We start from the raw sequence: 22,348 nt of genomic DNA, 5'->3' as shown, positions 1-22,348 counted from the left end.
GTACCTGCACTCTTTCGCTCAACATTCATATTCTAGACTGTAACCTAGATGGGGAGTGAAAGAAAAATGGAAGATACAAGGCAAAACTATGGTGAATTTGGAAGTTTTGATGGGGCCCCTATGACGGGAGAGTTTGGTGAATTTGATCGACCCGGAGGATACCCAATGCCGGGAGGTCAAGGCCAGCCCGGAGGATTTCCGATGATGCCGGGAGGTCAAGGTCAGCCTGGAGGATTTCCGATGATGCCGGGAGGTCAAGGCCAGCCCGGAGGATTTCCGATGATGCCGGGAGGTCAAGGTCAGCCTGGAGGATTTCCGATGATGCCGGGAGGTCAAGGCCAGCCCGGAGGATTTCCGATGATGCCGGGAGGTCAAGGTCAGCCTGGAGGATTTCCGATGATGCCGGGAGGTCAAGGCCAGCCCGGAGGATTTCCGATGATGCCGGGAGGTCAAGGTCAGCCTGGAGGATTTCCGATGATGCCGGGAGGTCAAGGCCAGCCCGGAGGATTTCCGATGATGCCGGGAGGTCAAGGTCAGCCTGGAGGATTTCCGATGATGCCGGGAGGTCAAGGCCAGCCCGGAGGATTTCCGATGATGCCGGGAGGTCAAGGTCAGCCTGGAGGATTTCCGATGATGCCGGGAGGTCAAGGCCAGCCCGGAGGATTTCCGATGATGCCGGGAGGTCAAGGTCAGCCTGGAGGATTTCCGATGATGCCGGGAGGTCAAGGCCAGCCCGGAGGATTTCCGATGATGCCGGGAGGTCAAGGTCAGCCTGGAGGATTTCCGATGATGCCGGGAGGTCAAGGCCAGCCCGGAGGATTTCCGATGATGCCGGGAGGTCAAGGTCAGCCTGGAGGATTTCCGATGATGCCGGGAGGTCAAGGCCAGCCCGGAGGATTTCCGATGATGCCGGGAGGTCAAGGTCAGCCTGGAGGATTTCCGATGATGCCGGGAGGTCAAGGCCAGCCCGGAGGATTTCCGATGATGCCGGGAGGTCAAGGCCAGCCTGGAGGATACCCAATGCCTGGAGGTCAAGGTCAGCCTGGAGGATACCCGATGATGCCGGGAGGTCAAGGTCAGCCCGGAAGATTCCCGATGCAAGGATTTTAAAGCCAATATGTTGAATTTCCGATACAAGGCGGTGGAATTCAGCAACATTAAAGTAGGTTGAATAAATATTGAACGGAAAAATACATCCCAATTTGATTAACAGGATCATTAAGAGGTACGTAAAACACAGTAGGATTCAGCAATGAATTCTACTGTGTTTTTTGTATTTCAGGCTAGTTATTCGCATGAATCCAATCATCAGATGTAACTATTAGAAGAAATAATGATGAGGATTCTTTTTAGAATAATTAGGGTAAACCATAAATGAAGAAAGATGGATGGAGGTAATAATCAGTATGATGAATGTAGTGTTTATGGTGCTTTATTTTTTAATCATTGGTCTTGTTATTGAAATATCGGTTACCTTATTAAAACTGACTGGGTTAAAGAACACTGTAGCTAGATTTCAAGTTATCTCCATGCTAAAAGGTACTGGATTTACTACTGACGAACCAAAGTCTATTATTGATCATCCTGTTCGAAGAAAAATAAGCATGTTTTTAATTTTATTTGGAGCCTTTTCTCTTGCTGTTATTATTTCATCAATTAGTACACTGCTTACAGATGATTTACGCTTAATGGAGTTAAGCATTATTATTGGGATATTGACGATCTAGACTATTACCGTTAAAACACCATTCATAAATAATAGATTACTTGGTGATAATCTCTTTCTGTATGGAAATAAAAACGAAATAGAAGAGACCTTTTCAAAAGAAATCGAAGCGATGAACAAGAAAGAGCCATGAAAAATTCCCCGCTCTAAAATAGGAGCGGAGAATGAATATGAAGATGCGTAGCTAATACAATGTTGCTGTATTAATGTTTTTTATTCGGTAATTTCTGGGCGGGATTGCCGTTACCTTGACGACGCTTATTGGCTGCATCTTTCTTTTGCTGTTCTTGAATATTCTCTACAAACTCTTCTGAACTTTTCATGGATAAAACCTCCTCAGTTATTTTCTTCTTTACTATAACCAGAAGAGGAGTAATTCATGAGCATTGATGGGGACAAGCACTTTTAAATTTTCTTTTATTGAAAATATAATCTGAGGAACTTTTTTTATTGAACAAAAGAAACGGTAGCGAGGAAATGGTGGTAAAATATGGACTAATAAGTTTTGGTGTGAAATTGAATAACTATTATGAAAAGAAAGAAGTGAAATTAATGAATAATCGGTTAGATGGAAAGGTTGCTTTGGTCACAGGATCATCAAGAGGAATTGGCCGGGCTATAGCAGAACAGCTCGCGGATTTAGGTGCAAAAGTAGTAATCAACTATTCAGGCAGTTCACAAAATGCGTATGAAGTAGTGGAAGGCATAAAGAAAAATGATGGAGAAGCAATTGCTATCCAAGCAGATATTAGCCAAGTTACTCACATTGTCAATCTCTTCGAAGAAACGGTCAAAGCGTATGGGAAAATTGATATTTTAGTGAACAATGCTGGACTGATGATTAATAAACCACTAGCGGAGGCAACGGAAGAAGACTTTGATAAACAATTTGGAGTAAACGTTAAGGGGACATACTTTGCTTGTCAACAAGCATTAAAATATATGGAGCTCAAAGGTAGGATCGTTAATATTTCTACCTCTGTATTAGGCCAAATGTTCCCTACGTATAGTATGTATGCAGGAACAAAAGGGGCAGTTGAACAATTTACAAGACAACTGGCTAAAGAGTTTGGCTCTAAACAGATCACTATTAACGCAATTGCTCCAGGTCCCGTTAACACTGAGTTGTTTAATGTTGGAAAATCCGAGCAACAAATCGAAGGGATGAAAAAAATGAGTGCATTCGGACGTTTAGGTGAAACGGATGACATCGCTAATGTGATCACGTTTTTAGTGAGTGAACAAGCACAGTGGGTTACGGGACAAACGATCAGAGTCAATGGAGGGTTTATTTAATTGCTTGAAATTAATACTAAAGCAACGTTAGTATGATATTTGCTTTAGTATTATGCTCCTATGAAAATATTGTTTCTGATGTTAGGATATATAACATTAGAATATTTGGAATATTGACAAAAATGAAAGCGGTATCTATAATAATATCCATGATTAAACTTTTATTGGAGTTTTGCCAATGGAGAAGACATCTTCGGTCCGAGAATTATGTGAAATGCATACGAACTTAATAGACAAGGATATATGCATACTTGAAAATCTGTCGAATAATCTAACATTGATTGCTAATTTGAATCAAGCCAATGTCTTTATTGATTGTCCGGTACGGGAAGGAAAGCATGCGATTGTCGTGGCGGAGCAAAGCGCCCATTCTGTAAAGTCGGTTTATAATTATTCGGTTATCGGTAAGATCGCCTATGAAGCCTTCGAGCCGGCAGTATTTTATGTATTACGCACGGGGAAGGATATGTTTGTGAATCGAGCATTGACTCAAGAGGGAGTCATGGTCCAACAAAGTGTTGTTCCGGTTAGAGGGGAATGCAATCGTGTCATTGCCGTATTGATTATGGAGAAGGCGATTCAAGAAGAACCCGAAACTTCAAATTTTTTTGAAAGACAGGATGAACAAAATTCTTTAGTGCCTGAATTTATTGAAGAGTCGATATTCCTGATTAATAATCAAAATCAAATTGTCTATACTAATCCGGCGGCTATTAATCTAGTAACGGACATCTGTTTGACCGAATGTGTACTAGGTACCTGCATTTTCGACTATTTTCCTAGCTTTGCTGATGTACTTGCTTCAACAGAAGAAGTTTTAATGAAGGAGCTGCACATTGGGAAAAAAATTTTTCAAGTAAAGAAATTTCATATACGCGGCAAGAAATCTAAGGAAGCATTTATCATCATCCGGGATATGACTGAACTGCGGGAAAAAGAAAGAGAACTGATTAGTAAGTCAGTTGCAATTCGCGAAATTCATCATAGAGTGAAAAATAATTTGCAGACGGTTGCCAGTTTGCTTCGGCTACAGATGAGGATGGAGGTTCCCGAAGAAAGTAAACCTCATTTATTGGTCAGTTTAAACCGAGTATTAAGCATATCGTCGGTTTATGAAATCATTTTGGCTAGTAGCCATGTTGATCATGTAGATTTACTGGAGCTCATTAAAAAAATCGGTGATATGATTGTGTATAGTGAGAATCAAGAAAGTAAAAACCTAAGTATTGAATATATTGGTGAGCTTCATTCCATTGACTCCGATATAGCTGTATCAGTTGCGTTGGTGGAGAATGAACTCATTTATAATTGTGTGAGGCATGCTTTCAGTGGAAGAACGACTGGAAAGATTACCGTGTCTTTTCAAAAGGATGGTTCTGAATTAGAGATTCAAGTTTTGGATAATGGCATTGGTTATTCTCCGGCAGCTAAGCCTTCATTAGGGTTAGATATTATCCGCATGACGGTCGAGAATGATTTGGATGGAGAATTTTCGGTTTGTCGAATCATGGAAGGAACGTTGGCTTCCATAAGATTTCCATACAATAGGTAGGTGAGACATGGGCAAGAGGATTTTGGTCGTGGAAGATGAATCGATTGTTCTTCTTGATATTACTTATATGCTCAAGGATGCGGGATTCGATGTGGTTGGACAGGCACGTGATGGTGAGAAGGCGATTGAGCTGGCACATGCTTTGCAACCCGATCTCGTTTTAATGGATATAAAAATGCCTAAACTGAATGGGCTCAAGGCGAGTGAAGTGATTTCTAACACTTTTCAGATTCCGGTCCTTTTGTTAACGGCATTTAGCCAGCGTGAATATATCGACCAGGCGAAACGAGCCAATATCGTAGGATATCTTGTAAAGCCAATTACCGAAGCAAGTCTAATCCCAGCGGTAGAGATTGCCTTACTGCAAGCTGAGAATACAAAAAAGTATCAGGAACAAATGGCTCAACTGGATGAAACCCTCCACAATCGTAAAGCCATTGAAAAAGCAAAAGGAATTATCATGAAGAGAAAGAATGTAACCGAAGAAATCGCATATAACAAGCTACGAAGGTTGAGTATGAATAAGCAACTATCGATTGAAAAAGTTGCACAACTAATAATTATAAATGATCAAAAACAAGTGAATAGATGAAGCAATGACGCTTTGATAGACCAAATGGTTGTATCGTAGAAACTTCTACGGAAAAACCTTAGTTTGGGCTATACGATGCGTCTTTTTTTATATTCTTTTTTCTAGTTGAAATGTGCAAAACCAAATCATAATTCAAGGGGGAAAACGTATGGAGATGGTTGGGAATTTCGTTATTTATATCATTATGACTTGTGCTGTGCTAGGTGCTTTTGCGTCGATTAAAGACAGTGAGCAAGGCTTGGGTAAGCAGTTCATGGAAGGCTTGCATACCGTTGGCCATATATTCATTCCTGCAGCTGGAATTATGGCGTCGATTCCTTATTTATCATGGTTCATTGATAAAGTGTGCGGCCCGATTTTTGCCGCGATAGGCGCAGACCCTGCCCTCGCTGCCACAGCGATTTTGGCAACTGACATGGGCGGTTACCAATTAGCAGCTCAACTACAGGAGACATATGAAGGCTGGATCATGGCGATGATTGTAGGTTTCATGTCCGGGGCAACGATTGTCTTTTCGATTCCGATGGGGTTGGCAATGCTAGAGAAACGTGATCATAAATATATGGCACTTGGCGTCATGTCTGGAATTTTGACGATTCCAATAGGTGCCTTTATCTCAAGCGTACTAGTCGTTGCAACGAATTCAAAGGTACGCGAAGTGATTTCTACTAATGCGGATTCTACATATGAATTCACATTGAGCTATTTGAAAATCGTCTTGAATCTTTCACCGCTTCTTATTTTTGTTGTATTGCTTGCATTAGGTCTTTATTTCTTGCCAGATATGATGATTAAAGGATTTATGTGGTTTGGGAGAATAATGGATGCGGGGATTAAACTCGTATTAGTGTTCTCGATTGTAGAAATTTTCACCGGGCTGTTTTCTAAGGTATTTGGTGCTTGGGGATTTCATCCAATCATGGCCGATAAGGCGGATCAGTTTCGTGCCCTGGAGACGGCAGGATATATCGGAATAATGCTTGCAGGTGCTTTTCCAATGATTTATCTGATTCAGAAATATGCAGGCAAGCCCCTTGAAGCAATGGGTAGAAAAGTTGGATTGAGCAAGGAGGGGAGTGCAGGAATTCTAGCCACGGTTGCCAATATATTAGCGATGTTCAAACTTATTAAAGATATGCCCCCAAAGGATAAGGTGATTAACATTTCCTTCTCAGTATGTGCTGCCTTCTTATTAGGGGATCACTTATCCTTCACGGCAAACTTTCAACCTTCCTTAATTTTACCTATCATCGTAGGGAAGCTATCTGCTGGTGTTATCGGAATCGGTCTGGCTTACTGGCTGTCAGTTCCAAAGGCTTTGGAATTAGAGAAAAAGGATCGTGAATTAGGTGTTATCGGTTTGAATGAATATAAAGAAAAAAACCAAGAAGAAGAGGACAATAAAATTCAAGTGGTTTAAAACTGAGGTGAGGTTTTGCTAAATAAACAGTTGGAGCGAATCATAAGTGCAGGAATTGATATTGGCACAAGCACGACGAAGCTTGTTATCAGCGAGTTTTCACTTATGAATGTGGCGGGCGGGGGACAGGTCCCGAAAATTGAAATTACCGATAAGAAAGTTCTGTATCGAAGCCCGATTTTCAGGACCCCACTTTTATCGGATACAGTGATTGATATCCCGGCGGTTCAAAGAATAGTAGAAAGTGAATATCATCATGCAGGCATCACGATGGAAAAGATTCAAACAGGCGCAGTCATCATCACAGGCGAGACGGCAACAAAACAAAATGCAGAAGAAATGGTACACCAGTTGTCTAAAGCGGCAGGGGAATTCCTCGTCGCAGCAGCAGGACCGGATTTAGAGGGAATCATTGCCGCAAAGGGTTCCGGTGCTTATCAACATTCAATAGAGACAAGAAAAACTATAGCAAACATTGACATTGGCGGCGGAACGGCAAATATTGCCGTATACCGTTCGGGTACGCTTTGCGGTACATGCACCTTACACATCGGAGGCCGTTTGATGGAATGGGAGGGGGCGGAGATGAAAGTCGCTCCTTCGATTGAACAATGGCTGAAAACAAAGGGGTATTCTCCTTCGAAAGAGAATAGGGGAATAATTACAGATGAGATGGCTAAGGTGCTGGCGAGGTTTTTGGACAATTCATATACGAAAGAAGACGAACAGCTTTTAGTAGGAAAGGTGCCATCTTGGACAGGTCGCATTGAAGGATTAATGTTCTCGGGTGGAGTCAGTGACTGCATGTATCATGAAGAACTGATGTGCACCAGCTTTCAGGATATTGGCATGACTCTTGCCACTTCTATAAAAGAAAATAAAGAATTGGCTTATTGGGAGTGGGAAAAGCCAGTTGAAACGATTCGTGCGACTGTTCTTGGAGCCGGCACCCATACAACCGAGATCAGCGGGGCAACAATTGAAGTGAATGATTCCCATCTACCGGTACGAAATATCCCAGTCTATCGGATCGATTTTCAGGGTGTTCTAGAGCAAGGTATCGAGGGAATGACAAAAGCGGTTCAGGACGCGATTACGATATATGACCCCCAGCGGGAAGGCCAGAATTTTGCCTTTTATTTAACGAACCTACCATATCTATCATTCCGGGACATTCAGCTGCTCACGTTTGCTTTTACTGAGGCACTGAAGCAAAAACCAAATCAGCAGCAGCCGCTGATAATCGTCATGGATAGTGATTATGGAAAGGTGCTTGGTCAGACCTTACTAGCGAGTCAGCCGGATCAGCCGGTTATCTGTATCGATCAAACACAGGTGGAGCATGGTGATTATTTAGATATAGGAAGGCTATTGCGGTCAGGGGTTGTGCCGGTTGTTGTTAAAACACTAACTTTCCACAACTAAGAAATGGAGGAGGATATGATGAAATTATCTACACAATACTTTGGGAAGACCTATCAATTTACTTCGCTAAAAGACGTATTGGCCAAGGCAAATGAAGAGAAATCAGGGGATAGACTTGCAGGGATTGCAGCCGAATCGGTCCAGGAACGGATTGCTGCGAAATCGGTACTAAGCGAAGTGACTTTAGCAGACATTCGAAACTATCCATTACTCTCTCCGGATGAGGATGATGTGTCCCGAATAATTGATGGACTCATCAATCGTAGCATCTATCAATCTGTGAAAAATTGGACGGTTGCCGAGCTGCGGGAATATATTTTAAGTGATGAGACGACTGGCGAAGATTTAATGAGGATAAGTAGAGGACTGAATAGTGAAATGATTGCTGCTGCAACAAAGCTCATGTCGAATCTCGATCTCATCCATGCAGCCAATAAAATCGAAGTGCTTACCAAAAACAATAGTACGATCGGATACAAAGGAACACTGGCCTCCCGTCTTCAGCCTAACCATCCGACTGACAATGTGGAAGGGATGCTAGCTTCATTAAAGGAGGGCCTTTCCTATGGAATTGGGGATGCACTCATTGGAATCAACCCTGTCGATGATTCAGTGGAAAGTATCAAAAGGTTGTTAAATGCCACTCAGGACGTAATTCAAAAATGGAATATCCCGACCCAAAATTGCGTACTTGCTCATGTGACCACTCAAATTAAAGCCGTACAGCAGGGAGCACCTGCTGATATGATTTTTCAAAGCATAGCCGGAACGGAAGCGGCCAATCGTTCTTTTGGAATTAGCGTTGAATTGCTTGAAGAAGCCAATGAGGTAGCAAAGTCCTATGGAACCGGCACAGGTCCACAACATCTTTATTTTGAAACGGGGCAAGGTTCAGAATTATCAGCGGAAGCCCACTTTGGAATTGATCAAGTGACGCTTGAGGCCAGGAACTATGGCTTTGCACGCTATTTTGATCCGTACATCGTCAATACGGTCGTCGGATTCATCGGTCCAGAATATCTTTATAACAGCAAGCAGGTCATTCGCGCCGGGTTAGAGGATCATTTTATGGGGAAAATGCATGGCCTGCCGATGGGAGTGGATATTTGCTATACGAATCATATGAAAGCGGATCAAAATGATATTGAGGACCTGGGTGTTCTTTTATCCGCGGCTGGTGTGAATTTTATCATCGCTACTCCAATGGGGGATGACTGTATGTTGAACTATCAGTCTTTGAGTTTCCACGATATAGCAACATTGAGGCAAACGATGAACAAGCGACCTGCGCCTTTATTCGAATCTTGGCTAGAGAAGATGGGTATCATGGAAAACGGCAAGTTGACGAAACGCGCGGGTGATCCGACTATTTTTAACCGTTAGGAGTGGATGATATGGGAATAAACGAACCATTTAATAAGGAAGAATTAGAAGACTTGATAACGAAAACTCCTGCCCGAATCGGGATAGGCAGAGCCGGGACACGTCCGAGGACGGATTCATGGCTGAAGTTTAGGTTTGACCACGCTGCTGCTGTTGATGCAGTATATGGTGACGTTAGTGAGGTTTTATTGAAACGGTTGGATCTGTTCAAAGTGAAAACGAGGGCGAGTGATAAGGAAGTCTATTTGCGCCGTCCGGATTATGGCCGAAAGCTTTCGGACGAAGCAAAGCAAATGATTGAAGCCAAGTGCATAAAGGGCCCTATGGTTCAAATCATCATTTCAGATGGCTTGAGCTCCAAGGCAGTCGAAGAAAATGTGGAAGACGTCTATCTATCTTTTAAACAATCTTTGCTAAGGGCAAACTTGGATGTCGGTACGCCTTTTTATATTGAAAAAGGCAGAGTTGCTGTGATGGATGATGTCGGTGAAATTCTTAGACCAAAGGTCATTGTCCTGTTGATCGGTGAACGACCGGGACTTGTCAGTGCTGAATCACTGAGCGCCTATTTTTGCTACGAACCTCGTTTGGGTACCATTGAAGCAGAGCGGATGGTCATCTCTAACATCCATAAGGGCGGCATTCCACCGGTCGAAGCGGGAGCGCATCTCGGCACGGTCATTCAAAAAATCCTTAAATACCAAGCAAGCGGTATGTCACTCGTGAAGAAAGAAAATGAGGAAGAAAAGAGTACGGGATCAGCTTGAATAACAAAAATAGAGGAGCTTATAGCTCCTCTATTTACTTGTCCCTAAATTCCATAATCCAAATGGGTTGTAGAAAGGATGGTCTTCTTCGTATCTAAAGTCTTGAAGATTCGTCAATATATAGGCGGGTGCATCTGGTTGTACACAAAAGGTTTCACCATTTGTAAAGATAGGTCTTTCTCCTGCATGATAATAATTAAATGTGTTAAGTAAATCAGCTGCCTCTTTTGGTCTCATCGTGTTAAGTGTCACGGCATCTGGTAGACCAAATGCTTTCAGTCCAAATGAACAATAATAATCTTCCTCGCCAATAATCGTAACAAAATGGGCATAAACCGAGAGAATATCCGGGGTATGATGAAGTTGTTGCCAATCCTCTTTTGAATGTGCAATGCCTGCGGTTTCTATTTTTACAGCCATTCCGCCAGCCTTCAGGATTGCTGCCCCAGCATCAATCAAATCTGTAATATTTCCAAAGTCAGATACATCAGCAATTATATAAACCGTAAAAGTATGATTATTGATTTCCTCTAATAAACGCTCCGAAAAGGCCCCTTTACTGGCATAGGAAAAGGTTTCTTTCAAATTCGGTTCATAATCATAGACTTCCACTTGGAAAGTTATGTTTTTATCCTTGCTATGCAAAATTTGACCGGCGAGCAGGTACCCTTCACTTTGAGAAGCTACAGCTTGAATCAATTCTGTTCGGTTCTTCCACTTTCCAGGTATCCCGATAATAATTTGAGTATCCGTCATGTAGCATCTCTCCTTTGTAATCATTTAATACTATACTACTCTTGGCGTTTTCCATAGTATTAAAAAAACAAAGTGCCAGGTTGGATTCAATTTGTCCCTAGAGATGGTGTGCAGGACTTTTTCAAATTTATACAATTGATGTATAATATAATCTAGTAATCGTATAGCATATCTTCCGTGGAATTTATTTATGGATTTCCTTGTAGTTATATGAAAAAATGCTGTAGAGACAAGAATTATAGTAATCAATTTGTGTATATTTCAATGATGAAAGAGAGTGGAATATAATGGGTCGTAAGTGGAACAATATCAAAGAAAAAAAAGCTTCAAAAGATGCAAATACAAGTCGTATTTATGCTAAGTTTGGACGTGAAATTTATGTAGTGGCCAAACAAGGTGAACCAGATCCAGAATCCAATCAGGCTTTGAGAGTTGTACTTGAACGTGCGAAAACATACAATGTGCCGAGAGCAATTATTGACCGTGCGATTGAAAAGGCAAAAGGCGGTTCTGAAGAAAGCTATGACGAACTTCGTTATGAAGGCTTCGGACCAAATGGATCAATGGTTATCGTAGATGCGCTGACAAACAACGTGAACCGGACGGCATCAGATGTGCGTGCTGCATTTGGTAAAAACGGAGGAAACATGGGAGTCAGTGGATCTGTAGCCTATATGTTTGATGCAACGGCAGTTATCGGTATTGAAGGTAAAACAGGAGACGATGTGCTTGAATTATTAATGGAAGCGGATGTTGACGTACGTGACATTATTGAAGAAGAAGAAGCGGTTATCGTTTATGCTGAACCTGAACAATTCCATGCTGTACAAAAAGCATTCAAAGATGCGGGCATTACGGAATTTACAGTAGCAGAGCTAACGATGCTTGCACAAAATGACCTAACCCTTCCGGAAGATGCACAAGCACAATTCGAAAAAATGATCGATGCATTAGAAGATTTAGAAGATGTTCAACAGGTCTATCACAATGTGGATCTTGGGGAATAAAAAAGTTGAGCAGACCTTTGCTATGTAATCAAAGGCCTGCTTATTTTGCATTCATGGGGCACTGAGAGCCTGGTATGTAAATGACGGACTTGATGAATTGTTTTCTTTTATGACTGAAAAATCATTGGCAGTTCCATTTTGAACCTCAGCCTACTAAAGAAGATATTAAAGGCTTTAATGAAGGTGCATAACAAGGTTGAAAATAAAAGGAGAGAAGGATAGATAAAAGCAAATTAATTTGGCTTTTATCTATCCTTCTCTTTTCGTTTAGTCTGCTAACAATCTATTATTCTTGTAAGTCGATACCGTAAAGTTCGCGGTCTTTTTTTACCTGCTCTAGTTCGGAAATGGTAACTAGTTGATATCCTTTGTCATGCAGTTGTTTGATGATTTCCACTGCAGCCTGGGCGCTAGTTTGGTAAATATCATGCATAAGAATGACTTTACCGTCTTTGGCTTTGCTCATTACTTTGCCTACAATCTTCTTTTTACTGCGATTTTTCCAGTCTTCCGGGTCAACATCCCAAAGTGTGACCTTCATATCTTCCATATTTTCCTGGACATTATCGTTAATCGCTCCATATGGGGGACGAATAAGGTCTGGCTCAGTTCCGGTAGCTTTTTCAATAGCGTCTTGAGTCTGCTCAATTTGACTTTTGATTTTTTTCTTGCTTAGACGTGTCAATTGTGGATGATCCCAGGAATGGTTGCCGATTTCATTACCTTGTTCAGTCATCTTTTGCAGCACCTCTGGATAGTGTTGCACGCGGCTTCCAAGCACAAAAAAGGTAGCATGTGCATCATACTTGTTTAGGGCTTCCAGGATAGACATAGTATGACTTGGATGTGGCCCGTCATCGAACGTTAAGGCGATTACCTTTTGTGAAGGGTCAATCCATTCATTTTTCACTGGGAGCTTGGCGACGACATGTTTCGGTTGCCATTCCTTTACACGATCCTGATTTAAATCTTTACTTTGATATGAATCTAGCAAACTATTTTTGAAAAGTTCTTTATTAATAGCGATGGTATGAGTCTTAGATGAGTCTCCATCCTCATCAGTCTTTACATAGAATACAAGCGTATTTTTCAGCACTGAAAAAGAATCAAAGTTGGCTGCTTTTAGTTGGTTTTTCTTCTTAATAAGACTTTTCGAAATGCCTTCTTCTTTACTCTCGGTTAACTCTTCATAAACAATGTCAGATAAAACGGATAAATAATCAGTATCCGTGGCAAAAATGTCTTCTATAGAGAGTTTTTTCTGAGATGGAATATCATAAGTGAAGATCCGGGATCCGGACTGCTTCTTTCCTCCTACTTGTTCATATTTATCGAAGGAAATGGTAATGGTTTGCTTGCTGAAATGGAGTATCGTATAAGTGAGGTTAAGCTCAGAAGATGCTTTACCGCCAATGGCTTTCCATTTCTTTTCGTAATCTTTTATTTCTTTTTTTATGTAAGCTTCTAGTTGCTTGTCGATATTTTCTATATGAAGAACGGGCCTGCTTACTGAATACCCGCCTTTCGTATCATCTTTTACAAACGTTTGAATATCAGCTTCTGGGTAATTTTGATCATTTGAATAAGCCGAAACAGTTTTCTTCTTATCAAAAGCTAGGCTTTTTATAGCTAAACCCATTGCTCCCACTGCAGCTGTTAGACAAAATAGAAAAATAAAGACCTTTTTATAATTTAATTTCTTCATGATGCATTCCACCTCGATAATCATTCTACTATATAGACGCGCCAAAAGCCTTAATAGTTTGTAAAAAATTTCATTTTTTTATATGAAAATCTTTCTTTTGCCATTTTCAAACTTTTAAGACCCGTCGAGCGTCTATCCTTTGTACCTAGGATACGTAATTTAAATGTAAGGAGCTCTTTAAGGCAATGAAAAATCTAGATATAAATCAATTAATAGCGGCCCGGATAACCGAACGGCAAGAAAATTTGTACAGACTTGCTTTTTACTATGTGAAAAATAAAGAGGATGCGCTTGATATCGTGCAGGAATCAATCAGAAAAGCGCTAGCCTCGAGCAGCAAAATTAAAGATGCTGCTTCTATAGACAGCTGGTTATATAAGATCATAGTCAGAACGGCACTTGATGTTTTACGAAAGAATAAGAAACTGACAATTGCGGATGACGAAACAATAGAATACTTACGTAGTGGAGAGGAAGATCACTATCGGGACCTGGATTTGCAAAGGGCCATGGAGGGACTTGCGATCAAGTATAAAACGGTAGTCATTCTTCGTTTCTTTGAGGACTTGAAGTTGGAAGAAATAGCGGAAGTGTTGGAAGAGAACGTAAGCACAATTAAAACGAGATTATATAAAGCACTGCAACTATTGCGGATCAACATGACTGAACAGGAGGAAACGAAAAAATGGAAAAAAAATTAAAGGATCTGCGAGAAGAGTATCTTCAAACACCAATCCCTAAGGAATTAAACGATGTCGTTCAAGCGGCCTTGAATGAAAAACCCAGGAAAAAGCCAAGGGTTGCCAGAACCATATGGATTACAGCAGCAGCGGCCCTGCTGATTGTGACAGCCTCAGTAAACATGAGCCCGGCAGTAGCAAAAGCAATGAGCGACATTCCGATAGTTGAAAAAGTCATCGAAGTGATTACATTCGTTGAATGGAATGAAGAAGAAAATAATTCCTCAGCAGTAATCAAAACACCAGCTATTACAGGACTGGAAAATAAACAGCTGGAAAATAGCTTAAATGATAAATACATAGCGGAGAGCAAACAGCTCTATAAGGAATTCACGGACTCCATGTCTACTCTGAAGGAAGGAGAAAATGGAAATATCTCGGTGGAAAGTGGATATAAGATATTAACCGATAATGACACGATATTATCCGTCCAGCGTTATACAGACAAGATTCAAGCTTCCAGTTCTACAGAGAGCCAATTTGATACAGTTGACAAGAAAAACGAAGTGCTATTAACGTTAAATAGTTTGTTTAAAGATGACCGCTATCTTCAGGTAATAAACGAGAATATTATGGAACAGATGAAACAGCAAATGGCTGAGGACCCAAATAAAATATATTGGGTGGAAGACGATGAATTTGTTGAATTTAAAGGTATCGATGCAACACAAAACTTTTATATCAACAAAGATGGCAAGCTTGTGATCGCTTTTAACAGCTATGAAGCAGCACCAGGATATATGGGTGCAGTTGAATTTACGATCCCGACCAAGGTTATATCAGATCTTCTAGTTGGGGATCAATATATTCATTAAGAACTTACTTATTTAAACTTATATGTATGAAGAGCGATCTGTTTTTAAAACAGAGAACTTAAAATACTCGTTAATTAAAGACGAACCAAAGTTACGCGATCACAGTAACTTTGGTTCGTCTTTTGATTCTCCAAATTTCATCTGATCCAGTTCAAGCCTCATTTTTTCCGTTTCAATAAGAAAGTTTTCGTGTTTAAGTTTTTCGAGTTCTAATTCGTCTTTAATCATATTGTGTTTGGTTTTTGCTTGTTTTTCGAAATGGCTCGTCAGGATTCCAATAATGGGAATGGAAAATATCATTACAACTGTTACTAGACCTATCATACTTGTGCCTCCTCGTTTTTAAAAAGTATTTTTTCTATATATATTATACGGTGTATTGAATTGGTTTGGTTGGATTTTTTTTACAATACACTCTTTTTATTTGCTCTTATATTTTTCGAACCCTCTTTTTTTTGCACAGTGTATCTGTTGCGATGCGGTTGGGAAAGTTAGGTGTTATATCATTGGTGGATTCATCTTTATAGGCAAAACTGAATGTGGTTTACCCTTTTGGAGATTGTAAGATCGGTTTTCAAGGTGATTATTTTGAAATAAATTATTTAAATATACTAAATATTTATTTACAATAGAGCAAATAAAAGTTATTATACAATAATAAAAGGAGGGCTTGGTATGGCAACGATAAATAAACAGAAAATTGTGGATAGTGTACCTCAAAAAGGTTTTTTTGGAAACCCAAAAGGACTATTCACCCTTTTCTTTACTGAGTTCTGGGAGCGTTTCTCCTATTATGGCATGAAGGCCATTCTTGTTTACTATATGTATTACGAAGTTTCTAAAGGGGGACTAGGTCTTGATGAACACACAGCCCTTGCCCTTGTATCCATCTACGGATCTTTAGTATATATGTCCGGCATAATTGGCGGATGGCTTGCCGATAGGATTTTCGGGACTTCCAAAGCTGTATTTTACGGTGGTATCTTGATCATGCTCGGGCATATTGTCCTTGCTGTACCAGGCAGTCTCTCTATGTTCTTTGTTTCCATGGTACTCATTGTTCTGGGTACTGGTCTATTAAAACCGAATGTTTCCAGCATTGTCGGGGAAATATACGCGGAAAATGACGATCGCCGGGATTCCGGTTTCAGTATATTCTATATGGGTATCAACATGGGGGCATTCCTTTCACCGTTTCTTGTCGGTACAGTCGGAATGAACTACAGCTTCCACCTTGGTTTTGGGCTGGCGGCAATCGGTATGTTAATTGGGCTTATCGTCTTTGTTGCAACAAAGAAAAAGAACCTGGGCCTAGCTGGAACTCTTCCTGCTAACCCATTATCGCAAAATGAAAAGAAAACCGTATTCACTAAATTGGGAATAGCTACATTGATTGTAGCTGCCATCATCGGCATCACTGCCACTAAAGGTATCTTAACGATTAAAACCTTTATTAATCTTGTAGGTATCCTAGGGATCCTTATCCCGACCCTATATTTCATTTTCATGTATCGCAGCCCTAAAACAACTTCTGTTGAACGTTCACGATTGATAGCCTATATTCCTTTGTTTATAGCAGCTGTCATGTTCTGGGCAATTCAAGAGCAAGGTGCAACTATATTAGCAAATTATGCAGACAAACGGACACAGTTGAATTTTGCTGGAATAGAAATAAACCCGGCATGGTTCCAATCATTGAACCCTTTGTTCATCATTACCCTTGCACCAGTATTCGCATGGTTATGGATTAAACTAGGAAAGCGTCAGCCGACCGTACCTCAAAAATTCTCATTAGGTTTGCTATTCGCCGGTTTATCATTCTTGGTGATCCTGCTTCCTGTTTATTTCGGTGGATCAGACTCATTAGTCAATCCATTATGGCTTGTACTTAGTTATTTCCTTGTAGTGCTTGGAGAACTTTGTTTATCCCCTGTTGGACTTTCAGCAACTACAAAATTGGCTCCGGCTGCATTCTCGGCCCAAACGATGAGCCTGTGGTTCCTGGCAAGTGCAGCAGCACAAGCACTAAACGCGCAAATCGTTAGATTCTACACTCCTCAAACCGAAATGGCTTATTTTGGAGTGATCGGCGTTGCTTCAATGATCCTTGGACTGGCTCTGATGGCCTTATCACCTAAGATTCAAGGTTACATGAAAGGCATTCGCTAACACTTAGCCAGCAGTAAGGAAAAAAGGAATAGACTATAAAAAAAAGATGACCTTTGAAAAGGGTCATCTTTTTTATTACAATGATTATCATGTTTTGTGCATCCGCCGGAAATCCCTATGTTTGAGTAGAGTGACATCATTCAACAATTGTCGGAAAAAAAGGGCATCCAATGTAACCCTTTGCAGAATCCGGAAGTTAGCCTAGAATGTTTTCACTTCAGGCTAATTCTTTTATGGAGTCAACGGGCATTACCATACGCCAGTTGTTCAGTGTTTTGAGAGGTCCTGCTAACAAAACGCGGAAAATATACGCTAAGGAAACTTGGCTTTTTCGTGTCGAAATGTGCTTAGCGTATCAGGTGAAAAAATCACTTTGCAAAAACGTGAAGTATGTATGGAATTAACCAGAGGAGGTGCAGGATGAAAAAGAGGCTAGTGATGATTTTCATTTTATTAAGTGCAGCTGTGCAGATGATTGGGTTAACAGTTGATTTTCCATGGAAGGGAATCACACTGTGGACATTATCTGTGATTTTTCTTTTAATGGCAGCGTATTTCACGAAGTCTCCTGCGAAGAACTGAAAATCGAATCGAAAAGGAACCGGAATGAGATATGCTCTTCCGGTTCTTTTTATATCAGTTTGCTGCTGGGATCAATCCTTTATGCATGGAGACTTCCTGAATGGCACGGTAGACTGTTTCGACCATGATATCGAGTTCCTTTTCTGACATGGAAAGAATGGGCATCATTGTGATGACGGGGCCAAGTTCCCGAATGATCAGGCCATTTTCCCGAGCGTTTTGGATGATGCTTGAAACGATATTTTCTTGGATTGTGAACGGTTCTTTTGTTTGGCGATCTTTAACGATTTCTATTCCAATCATGAGGCCGCGCTGGCGGATATCACCGACAATCGGGAGTTCATATAGCGATTGCAGTTTTTCAGATAGCTGCTTGGATTTTTTCTGGATGTCTTTGACGAGATCTCGTCTTTCTATTAGTTCGATATTCTTCAGCGCCAGGGCACAGGCTAGTTGATTCCCTGTATAGGTGTGGCCGTGATAGAAGGTTTTATGTTCATCGGGCTCTCCTAAAAAAGAATTAAAGATTTGTTCGTTCATGATAGTGGCCGCCAGAGGCATATAGCCGCCAGTAATTCCTTTACCGATACACATAATATCAGGGACGACATCTTCTTGTTCACAGGCAAATAATGTACCGGTGCGACCAAATCCTACCGCTACTTCGTCACAAATCAATAATATATTGTACTTCTTGCACAATTGTTCGACCGCTTTTAAAAAGCCAGGAGGGTGGGTAATGATGCCTGCTGCTCCTTGAACAAGCGGTTCGATAATCAATCCTGCAATTTCCTCTGCTTGGTCTTGAAGCAACTTTTCCAGCTCATCAATACAATAGTTTTTCACTGCTTCTTGATCCCCGTATTCAGTCATGCGATATGTATAAGGAGAAGGAGTTGGAATCCGTTCAAATAGTAGTGGTTTAAAGATTCTATGGAATAAATCCATTCCGCCGACACTCACTGCTCCAACTGTATCACCGTGGTACGCCTCGTTCAGGGAGACAAATTTATTTTTATGTTGATATTTTACAGGATCGATATTTTTCCAATATTGATAAGCGACTTTAAGGGCGATTTCTACAGCAGCTGATCCAGTGTCCGAGTAAAAGACTTTCGATAAATGACCAGGAGTAATCTCTGCTAATTTCTTAGCCAGTAATATGGATGGTACATTTGCAGATCCTAGTAGTGTAGAGTGTGCGACTTTTTCAACTTGTTCAATCAGAGCGTTGTTTAGCTCTGGTTCATTATGGCCATGTACGTTGACCCATAATGAAGCATAACCGTCCAAGTACCGATTGCCTTCTACGTCAAAAAGGTAGCTCCCTTCCCCGCGTTCAATGATTAGCGGTTTACTTTCTCGATACGTTTTCATTTGTGTAAACGGATGCCATACATATTCCTTATCCCATTTTTCTAAGTCATGACTATTCATTCTTGAACACCTCTTTTAGTTGTTGGGTAAATTCATGATTACTAAGTAAATCAAGTATGTAGACTCTCAGATCTTTTCTTACGTCGACAAATGTTGGTATGCAGGCGAGGCCAGCGAGTCCTGTGAGCTTTTCAACGGTTAGGATATTGTCGTGATGAATTTCATCGTCGGGCCGATAATGGTTATATAAAATAGTTTTAACGCTAATATCATGCAATTTGGCATACGAATGCGTAGTTATGACATTATGAATCGATCCTAAACCGCTTGTAGAAACGAAAATGACTGGCATGTTGCAATCTCTAATTAAATCGGTTGTCATATAGAAACTGTTCGCTCGTTCAATGAGTGGTACGGCCAATCCCCCAGCGCCCTCGACTAACACGATGTCATACATTTGTTCGAGTTCGTGAACTCGTTCCACGACCTTTTGCTCGTCGATTTGTTGCCCTGTTAACTTTATAGCTAAGTGTGGAGATGTTTCGGGTTCAAGCATGTAAAACCCAGGTGCCTTTACACCAAGTTCCTGCTCAAACCAAGAGATGTCAGGGTATGTATTCGTTTCGTGAATCAATCCTGTTTGAAACGGCTTAAATATTGTGACGCTTTTTCCCATTGTTTGAAGAGACATATAGAGTAAACTCGTGGCGACGGTTTTTCCGATATCCGTGCCAGTTCCGGTTATAAAGTAGGCTTGGCCCATGGGTGTTTCAGCTCCTTTATGTTTGTAAATCGTGCAATACGCGGCCTTACTTGCTGAATGATGATGGCACATAGAACACACAGCAACAAATCACCGGGTGCAGGTAATAAGAAGCCGTAAAAAATTGTCTGGTAGATTGAAAGAGGCGTTTCTACAACCCACTTCATCGCTCCATAAAGCCATATACAGCCAAATAAATAAACAGTCAGCAATGATGCTAGGTTAGCGAAGAAAATGGAACGAATCGTGGAGAGATTAAACCTGTTAATCAACCATCCGTTCACATAGGCCCCGAGTATATAACCAAGCAAATAGCCGAAAGTGGGCTTAAATATATAGCCAAAACCACCGCCCTCGGCAAACACTGGCACTCCTATAAGGCCGATTAAGACGTAGCATAATTGACTAAGTAACCCGAGACGTGGTCCTAGCAGCGCCCCTGCCAAATAGACTGCTAGAATTTGCAACGTGAAGGGTATGTAGGGAATAGGGATCTTAATAAAGGCGCCAATGGCAGTTAACGCAGTAAATAGGGCAACATAAGAGATCGTTTTAGCTTTCAAGTTTTCAACCTCCTTTTTTTGAAATTGGTAGGTAAAATGCCCACTATTAGTGTGCATGATTTATATTTTATATGTCAACCATTTATTATTTTAGTTAACATATAAAACGCAATTAAAATGACAGACTTAGAAAAATATTGAAAATTAGTAATTGAACAATATTTTGTTTGTGTGTTATTATTCAATTTATATGTTAACTATTTTAAAATATAGTTAACATATAAAAGCTTGGAGGGAACAAATATGACAGGAGAAATGCTAATACAGGATGAACTTTCCAGAGAAACAGCTATATTAGTGACGCCCATTTTAGAAACATTTCTTCGAGGGAAATCCAGTCATCAGAAAGAAGCGGATGTAGCTCCACTCCTTGGTAACGAATATACGAATCATGTATATCAATCGCTTCATGAGGTTCATGAAAGATGATTTGGGAGAAGGAACTAGAAAAGATTAAAGAAGGAGGGCTTTACAGACAACTCCAAACCGTTGAAACAATGAGCGATCAAGGGTATGCCATGGTGAACGGAAAAAAATGATGATGTTTGCCTCCAATAATTACTTAGGGGTTGCCAATGATCAACGATTAATTGAGGCTTCTGTCCAAGCGACTCAAAGATTTGGTACGGGTTCTACTGGTTCACGATTAACCACTGGCAATACAATTGTCCATGAAAAACTAGAGAAAAGACTGGCAGAGTTTAAGCAAACGGATGCAGCGATAGTATTAAACACAGGGTATATGGCTAACATAGCAGCGTTAACGACCCTTGTTGGTAAGGACGATCTCGTTTTATCCGATGAGATGAATCATGCCAGTATTATTGATGGATGTCGTTTATCACGTGCGGAAACTATCATTTATCGTCATGCTGATTTACTTGACTTGGAAATGAAACTCCAGATTAATACCCGCTACAGGAAAAGAATAATTGTAACGGATGGCGTCTTTTCGATGGATGGTGATATTGCGCCATTGCCAGGCATTGTCGAACTTGCCAAGCGTTATGATGCACTTGTTATGGTGGATGACGCACATGCGACGGGGGTTTTAGGTAAAGACGGAAGGGGAACTTCTGAACATTTTGGACTGAAGGGGAAGATAGATATCGAGATGGGGACACTCTCCAAAGCTGTTGGTGCAGAAGGAGGGTATATCGCTGGAAGCAGGTCTTTAGTTGACTATGTCTTAAATCGAGCCAGACCGTTTGTCTTCTCTACCGCCTTATCAGCAGGAGTAGTAGCAAGTGCACTTACAGCAGTCGATATCATTCAATCAGAACCTGAACGCAGAGTACGCATTCGAGCCATGAGCCAGCGTCTTTATAATGAATTAACCTCCCTTGGCTACACAGTTTCGGGGGGAGAAACTCCGATTCTTGCCATTATTTGCGGAGAACCGGAACAGGGCATGTTCCTTTCGAAAGAATTACATAAGCACGGAATTTATACACCAGCTATCCGTCCGCCAACGGTACCTTCTGGAACTTCGCGCATTCGACTTACGTTAATGGCGACACATCAAGAAGAACAAATGAATCATGTTATCGACGTGTTCAGAACAATCCGTACCAATAGATACAAATAGGTTGTTTGATTTTCAAGGAAGTTTATCGCGGCGAGGACGTTAAATAAAGACATAAGCTAGATTCATAGGATGAATGGAATGTACAACATATGAGAAAAGAGGGATTAGGTTTGGAAACATTG

The 22,348-nt window shown here is 40.9% G+C and carries 22 protein-coding genes and 1 pseudogene; 16 read left to right on the top strand and 7 right to left on the bottom strand.

Translation table 11 applies throughout. The features are described 5' to 3' along the window. The first annotated feature begins 66 nt into the window (after positions 1-66). Both AKG34_RS20815 and AKG34_RS20810 read left to right on the top strand, forming a co-directional pair. On the top strand, positions 67-1,110 hold the full coding sequence (locus tag AKG34_RS20815; protein WP_053347868.1) for a hypothetical protein: 1,044 nt from the start codon (positions 67-69) through the stop codon (positions 1,108-1,110). A gap of 296 nt (positions 1,111-1,406) precedes the next feature. Then, the gene (locus tag AKG34_RS20810) at positions 1,407-1,727 is read left to right on the top strand and encodes a hypothetical protein (protein WP_053347867.1); all 321 of its coding nucleotides are present in this window, start codon (positions 1,407-1,409) and stop codon (positions 1,725-1,727) included. A 202-nt stretch (positions 1,728-1,929) separates the two neighbouring features. On the opposite strand, the gene AKG34_RS20805 is transcribed toward AKG34_RS20810, so the two are convergent. Beyond that, entirely contained in the window at positions 1,930-2,049 is a 120-nt protein-coding gene (locus tag AKG34_RS20805) for a DUF4023 domain-containing protein (protein ID WP_053347866.1), read from the bottom strand. A gap of 229 nt (positions 2,050-2,278) precedes the next feature. On the opposite strand from AKG34_RS20805, the gene AKG34_RS20800 reads away from it, so the two are divergent. The 7 genes and pseudogenes from AKG34_RS20800 to eutC form a co-directional block, all read left to right on the top strand. After that, positions 2,279-3,022 carry an SDR family oxidoreductase gene (locus tag AKG34_RS20800; protein ID WP_053348185.1) on the top strand — a complete coding sequence of 248 codons (744 nt, stop codon included), beginning with the start codon at positions 2,279-2,281 and terminating at the stop codon, positions 3,020-3,022. A 178-nt stretch (positions 3,023-3,200) separates the two neighbouring features. After that, positions 3,201-4,574 (top strand): sensor histidine kinase, encoded by a 1,374-nt coding sequence (locus AKG34_RS20795; protein ID WP_053347865.1) that lies wholly within the window; start codon positions 3,201-3,203, stop codon positions 4,572-4,574. Between the two features lie 7 nt (positions 4,575-4,581). Then, on the top strand, positions 4,582-5,166 hold the full coding sequence (locus tag AKG34_RS20790) for an ANTAR domain-containing response regulator (protein ID WP_053347864.1): 585 nt from the start codon (positions 4,582-4,584) through the stop codon (positions 5,164-5,166). A gap of 148 nt (positions 5,167-5,314) precedes the next feature. Further along, positions 5,315-6,586 (top strand): ethanolamine utilization protein EutH, encoded by a 1,272-nt coding sequence (gene eutH, locus AKG34_RS20785; protein ID WP_053347863.1) that lies wholly within the window; start codon positions 5,315-5,317, stop codon positions 6,584-6,586. A gap of 15 nt (positions 6,587-6,601) precedes the next feature. Further along, positions 6,602-8,011 carry an ethanolamine ammonia-lyase reactivating factor EutA gene (locus AKG34_RS20780; protein WP_053347862.1) on the top strand — a complete coding sequence of 470 codons (1,410 nt, stop codon included), beginning with the start codon at positions 6,602-6,604 and terminating at the stop codon, positions 8,009-8,011. 18 nt (positions 8,012-8,029) lie between these two features. After that, positions 8,030-9,394, top strand: coding sequence for an ethanolamine ammonia-lyase subunit EutB (locus tag AKG34_RS20775; RefSeq protein ID WP_053347861.1), 1,365 nt, complete (start codon positions 8,030-8,032; stop codon positions 9,392-9,394). Positions 9,395-9,408: 14 nt separating this feature from the next. Then, a pseudogene (eutC, locus tag AKG34_RS20770) lies at positions 9,409-10,161 on the top strand (ethanolamine ammonia-lyase subunit EutC); the annotation flags it as partial. Between the two features lie 30 nt (positions 10,162-10,191). On the opposite strand, the gene AKG34_RS20765 reads toward eutC, so the two are convergent. Then, positions 10,192-10,917, bottom strand: coding sequence for a DUF4261 domain-containing protein (locus AKG34_RS20765; RefSeq protein ID WP_053347860.1), 726 nt, complete (start codon positions 10,915-10,917; stop codon positions 10,192-10,194). A gap of 287 nt (positions 10,918-11,204) precedes the next feature. On the opposite strand from AKG34_RS20765, the gene AKG34_RS20760 reads away from it, so the two are divergent. After that, positions 11,205-11,924 carry a YebC/PmpR family DNA-binding transcriptional regulator gene (locus AKG34_RS20760; RefSeq protein WP_053347859.1) on the top strand — a complete coding sequence of 240 codons (720 nt, stop codon included), beginning with the start codon at positions 11,205-11,207 and terminating at the stop codon, positions 11,922-11,924. A gap of 286 nt (positions 11,925-12,210) precedes the next feature. Here the strand turns inward: AKG34_RS20760 and AKG34_RS20755 are convergent, their stop codons facing one another. Then, positions 12,211-13,629, bottom strand: coding sequence for a polysaccharide deacetylase family protein (locus AKG34_RS20755; RefSeq protein WP_053347858.1), 1,419 nt, complete (start codon positions 13,627-13,629; stop codon positions 12,211-12,213). Positions 13,630-13,814: 185 nt separating this feature from the next. On the opposite strand from AKG34_RS20755, the gene AKG34_RS20750 reads away from it, so the two are divergent. Together AKG34_RS20750 and AKG34_RS20745 are read left to right on the top strand one after the other, a co-directional pair. After that, positions 13,815-14,330, top strand: a complete 516-nt coding sequence (locus AKG34_RS20750; protein ID WP_053347857.1) for an RNA polymerase sigma factor SigV — start codon at positions 13,815-13,817, stop codon at positions 14,328-14,330. After that, positions 14,315-15,184 (top strand): anti-sigma-V factor RsiV, encoded by an 870-nt coding sequence (locus AKG34_RS20745; RefSeq protein ID WP_053347856.1) that lies wholly within the window; start codon positions 14,315-14,317, stop codon positions 15,182-15,184. Before AKG34_RS20750 ends, AKG34_RS20745 begins: the two co-directional genes overlap by 16 nt. A gap of 99 nt (positions 15,185-15,283) precedes the next feature. On the opposite strand, the gene AKG34_RS20740 is transcribed toward AKG34_RS20745, so the two are convergent. After that, positions 15,284-15,508 (bottom strand): hypothetical protein, encoded by a 225-nt coding sequence (locus AKG34_RS20740; RefSeq protein ID WP_053347855.1) that lies wholly within the window; start codon positions 15,506-15,508, stop codon positions 15,284-15,286. 351 nt (positions 15,509-15,859) lie between these two features. On the opposite strand from AKG34_RS20740, the gene AKG34_RS20735 reads away from it, so the two are divergent. Next, on the top strand, positions 15,860-17,353 hold the full coding sequence (locus AKG34_RS20735) for a peptide MFS transporter (RefSeq protein ID WP_053347854.1): 1,494 nt from the start codon (positions 15,860-15,862) through the stop codon (positions 17,351-17,353). A 420-nt stretch (positions 17,354-17,773) separates the two neighbouring features. Continuing rightward, positions 17,774-17,935, top strand: a complete 162-nt coding sequence (locus AKG34_RS28115; protein WP_157444387.1) for a hypothetical protein — start codon at positions 17,774-17,776, stop codon at positions 17,933-17,935. 54 nt (positions 17,936-17,989) lie between these two features. Here the strand turns inward: AKG34_RS28115 and bioA are convergent, their stop codons facing one another. Genes bioA through AKG34_RS20720 form a run of 3 tightly spaced genes read right to left on the bottom strand, consistent with a single transcriptional unit; the run spans position 17,990 to position 20,638 of the window. Continuing rightward, positions 17,990-19,372, bottom strand: coding sequence for an adenosylmethionine--8-amino-7-oxononanoate transaminase (bioA, locus tag AKG34_RS20730; RefSeq protein WP_053347853.1), 1,383 nt, complete (start codon positions 19,370-19,372; stop codon positions 17,990-17,992). Further along, positions 19,365-20,075, bottom strand: coding sequence for a dethiobiotin synthase (gene bioD, locus AKG34_RS20725; protein WP_053347852.1), 711 nt, complete (start codon positions 20,073-20,075; stop codon positions 19,365-19,367). The genes bioA and bioD overlap by 8 nt, the downstream gene beginning before the upstream one ends. Beyond that, the gene (locus AKG34_RS20720) at positions 20,054-20,638 is read right to left on the bottom strand and encodes a biotin transporter BioY (protein ID WP_053347851.1); all 585 of its coding nucleotides are present in this window, start codon (positions 20,636-20,638) and stop codon (positions 20,054-20,056) included. Before AKG34_RS20720 ends, bioD begins: the two co-directional genes overlap by 22 nt. 243 nt (positions 20,639-20,881) lie before the next feature. Here AKG34_RS20720 and AKG34_RS20715 point away from each other — a divergent pair, with 243 nt between their 5' ends. Continuing rightward, complete coding sequence (locus AKG34_RS20715) at positions 20,882-21,067, top strand: hypothetical protein (protein ID WP_053347850.1); 186 nt, start codon at positions 20,882-20,884, stop codon at positions 21,065-21,067. A 106-nt stretch (positions 21,068-21,173) separates the two neighbouring features. Next, positions 21,174-22,226 (top strand): 8-amino-7-oxononanoate synthase, encoded by a 1,053-nt coding sequence (gene bioF / locus AKG34_RS20710; protein ID WP_083450861.1) that lies wholly within the window; start codon positions 21,174-21,176, stop codon positions 22,224-22,226. The last annotated feature ends 122 nt before the right edge of the window (positions 22,227-22,348 follow it).

Source organism: Peribacillus butanolivorans (assembly GCF_001273755.1).
Classification (GTDB): domain Bacteria; phylum Bacillota; class Bacilli; order Bacillales; family DSM-1321; genus Peribacillus; species Peribacillus butanolivorans.
Note: the sequence above shows the minus strand (reverse complement) of the source record. Positions and strands in the feature narration are given on the sequence as shown.

Coding starts and splice junctions, on each gene's coding strand:
- AKG34_RS20735 (WP_053347854.1), top strand. CDS start 15,860: ATGGCAACGATAAATAAACAGAAAATTGTGGATAGTGTACCTCAAAAA.
- AKG34_RS20790 (WP_053347864.1), top strand. CDS start 4,582: ATGGGCAAGAGGATTTTGGTCGTGGAAGATGAATCGATTGTTCTTCTT.
- bioF (WP_083450861.1), top strand. CDS start 21,174: ATGATGATGTTTGCCTCCAATAATTACTTAGGGGTTGCCAATGATCAA.
- AKG34_RS20815 (WP_053347868.1), top strand. CDS start 67: ATGGAAGATACAAGGCAAAACTATGGTGAATTTGGAAGTTTTGATGGG.
- AKG34_RS20800 (WP_053348185.1), top strand. CDS start 2,279: ATGAATAATCGGTTAGATGGAAAGGTTGCTTTGGTCACAGGATCATCA.
- AKG34_RS20810 (WP_053347867.1), top strand. CDS start 1,407: ATGATGAATGTAGTGTTTATGGTGCTTTATTTTTTAATCATTGGTCTT.
- AKG34_RS20765 (WP_053347860.1), bottom strand. CDS start 10,917: ATGACGGATACTCAAATTATTATCGGGATACCTGGAAAGTGGAAGAAC.
- AKG34_RS20795 (WP_053347865.1), top strand. CDS start 3,201: ATGGAGAAGACATCTTCGGTCCGAGAATTATGTGAAATGCATACGAAC.
- AKG34_RS20715 (WP_053347850.1), top strand. CDS start 20,882: ATGACAGGAGAAATGCTAATACAGGATGAACTTTCCAGAGAAACAGCT.
- eutH (WP_053347863.1), top strand. CDS start 5,315: ATGGAGATGGTTGGGAATTTCGTTATTTATATCATTATGACTTGTGCT.
- AKG34_RS20775 (WP_053347861.1), top strand. CDS start 8,030: ATGAAATTATCTACACAATACTTTGGGAAGACCTATCAATTTACTTCG.
- bioD (WP_053347852.1), bottom strand. CDS start 20,075: ATGGGCCAAGCCTACTTTATAACCGGAACTGGCACGGATATCGGAAAA.
- AKG34_RS20760 (WP_053347859.1), top strand. CDS start 11,205: ATGGGTCGTAAGTGGAACAATATCAAAGAAAAAAAAGCTTCAAAAGAT.
- AKG34_RS20805 (WP_053347866.1), bottom strand. CDS start 2,049: ATGAAAAGTTCAGAAGAGTTTGTAGAGAATATTCAAGAACAGCAAAAG.
- AKG34_RS20750 (WP_053347857.1), top strand. CDS start 13,815: ATGAAAAATCTAGATATAAATCAATTAATAGCGGCCCGGATAACCGAA.
- AKG34_RS20745 (WP_053347856.1), top strand. CDS start 14,315: ATGGAAAAAAAATTAAAGGATCTGCGAGAAGAGTATCTTCAAACACCA.
- AKG34_RS20740 (WP_053347855.1), bottom strand. CDS start 15,508: ATGATAGGTCTAGTAACAGTTGTAATGATATTTTCCATTCCCATTATT.
- AKG34_RS28115 (WP_157444387.1), top strand. CDS start 17,774: ATGAAAAAGAGGCTAGTGATGATTTTCATTTTATTAAGTGCAGCTGTG.
- bioA (WP_053347853.1), bottom strand. CDS start 19,372: ATGAATAGTCATGACTTAGAAAAATGGGATAAGGAATATGTATGGCAT.
- AKG34_RS20755 (WP_053347858.1), bottom strand. CDS start 13,629: ATGAAGAAATTAAATTATAAAAAGGTCTTTATTTTTCTATTTTGTCTA.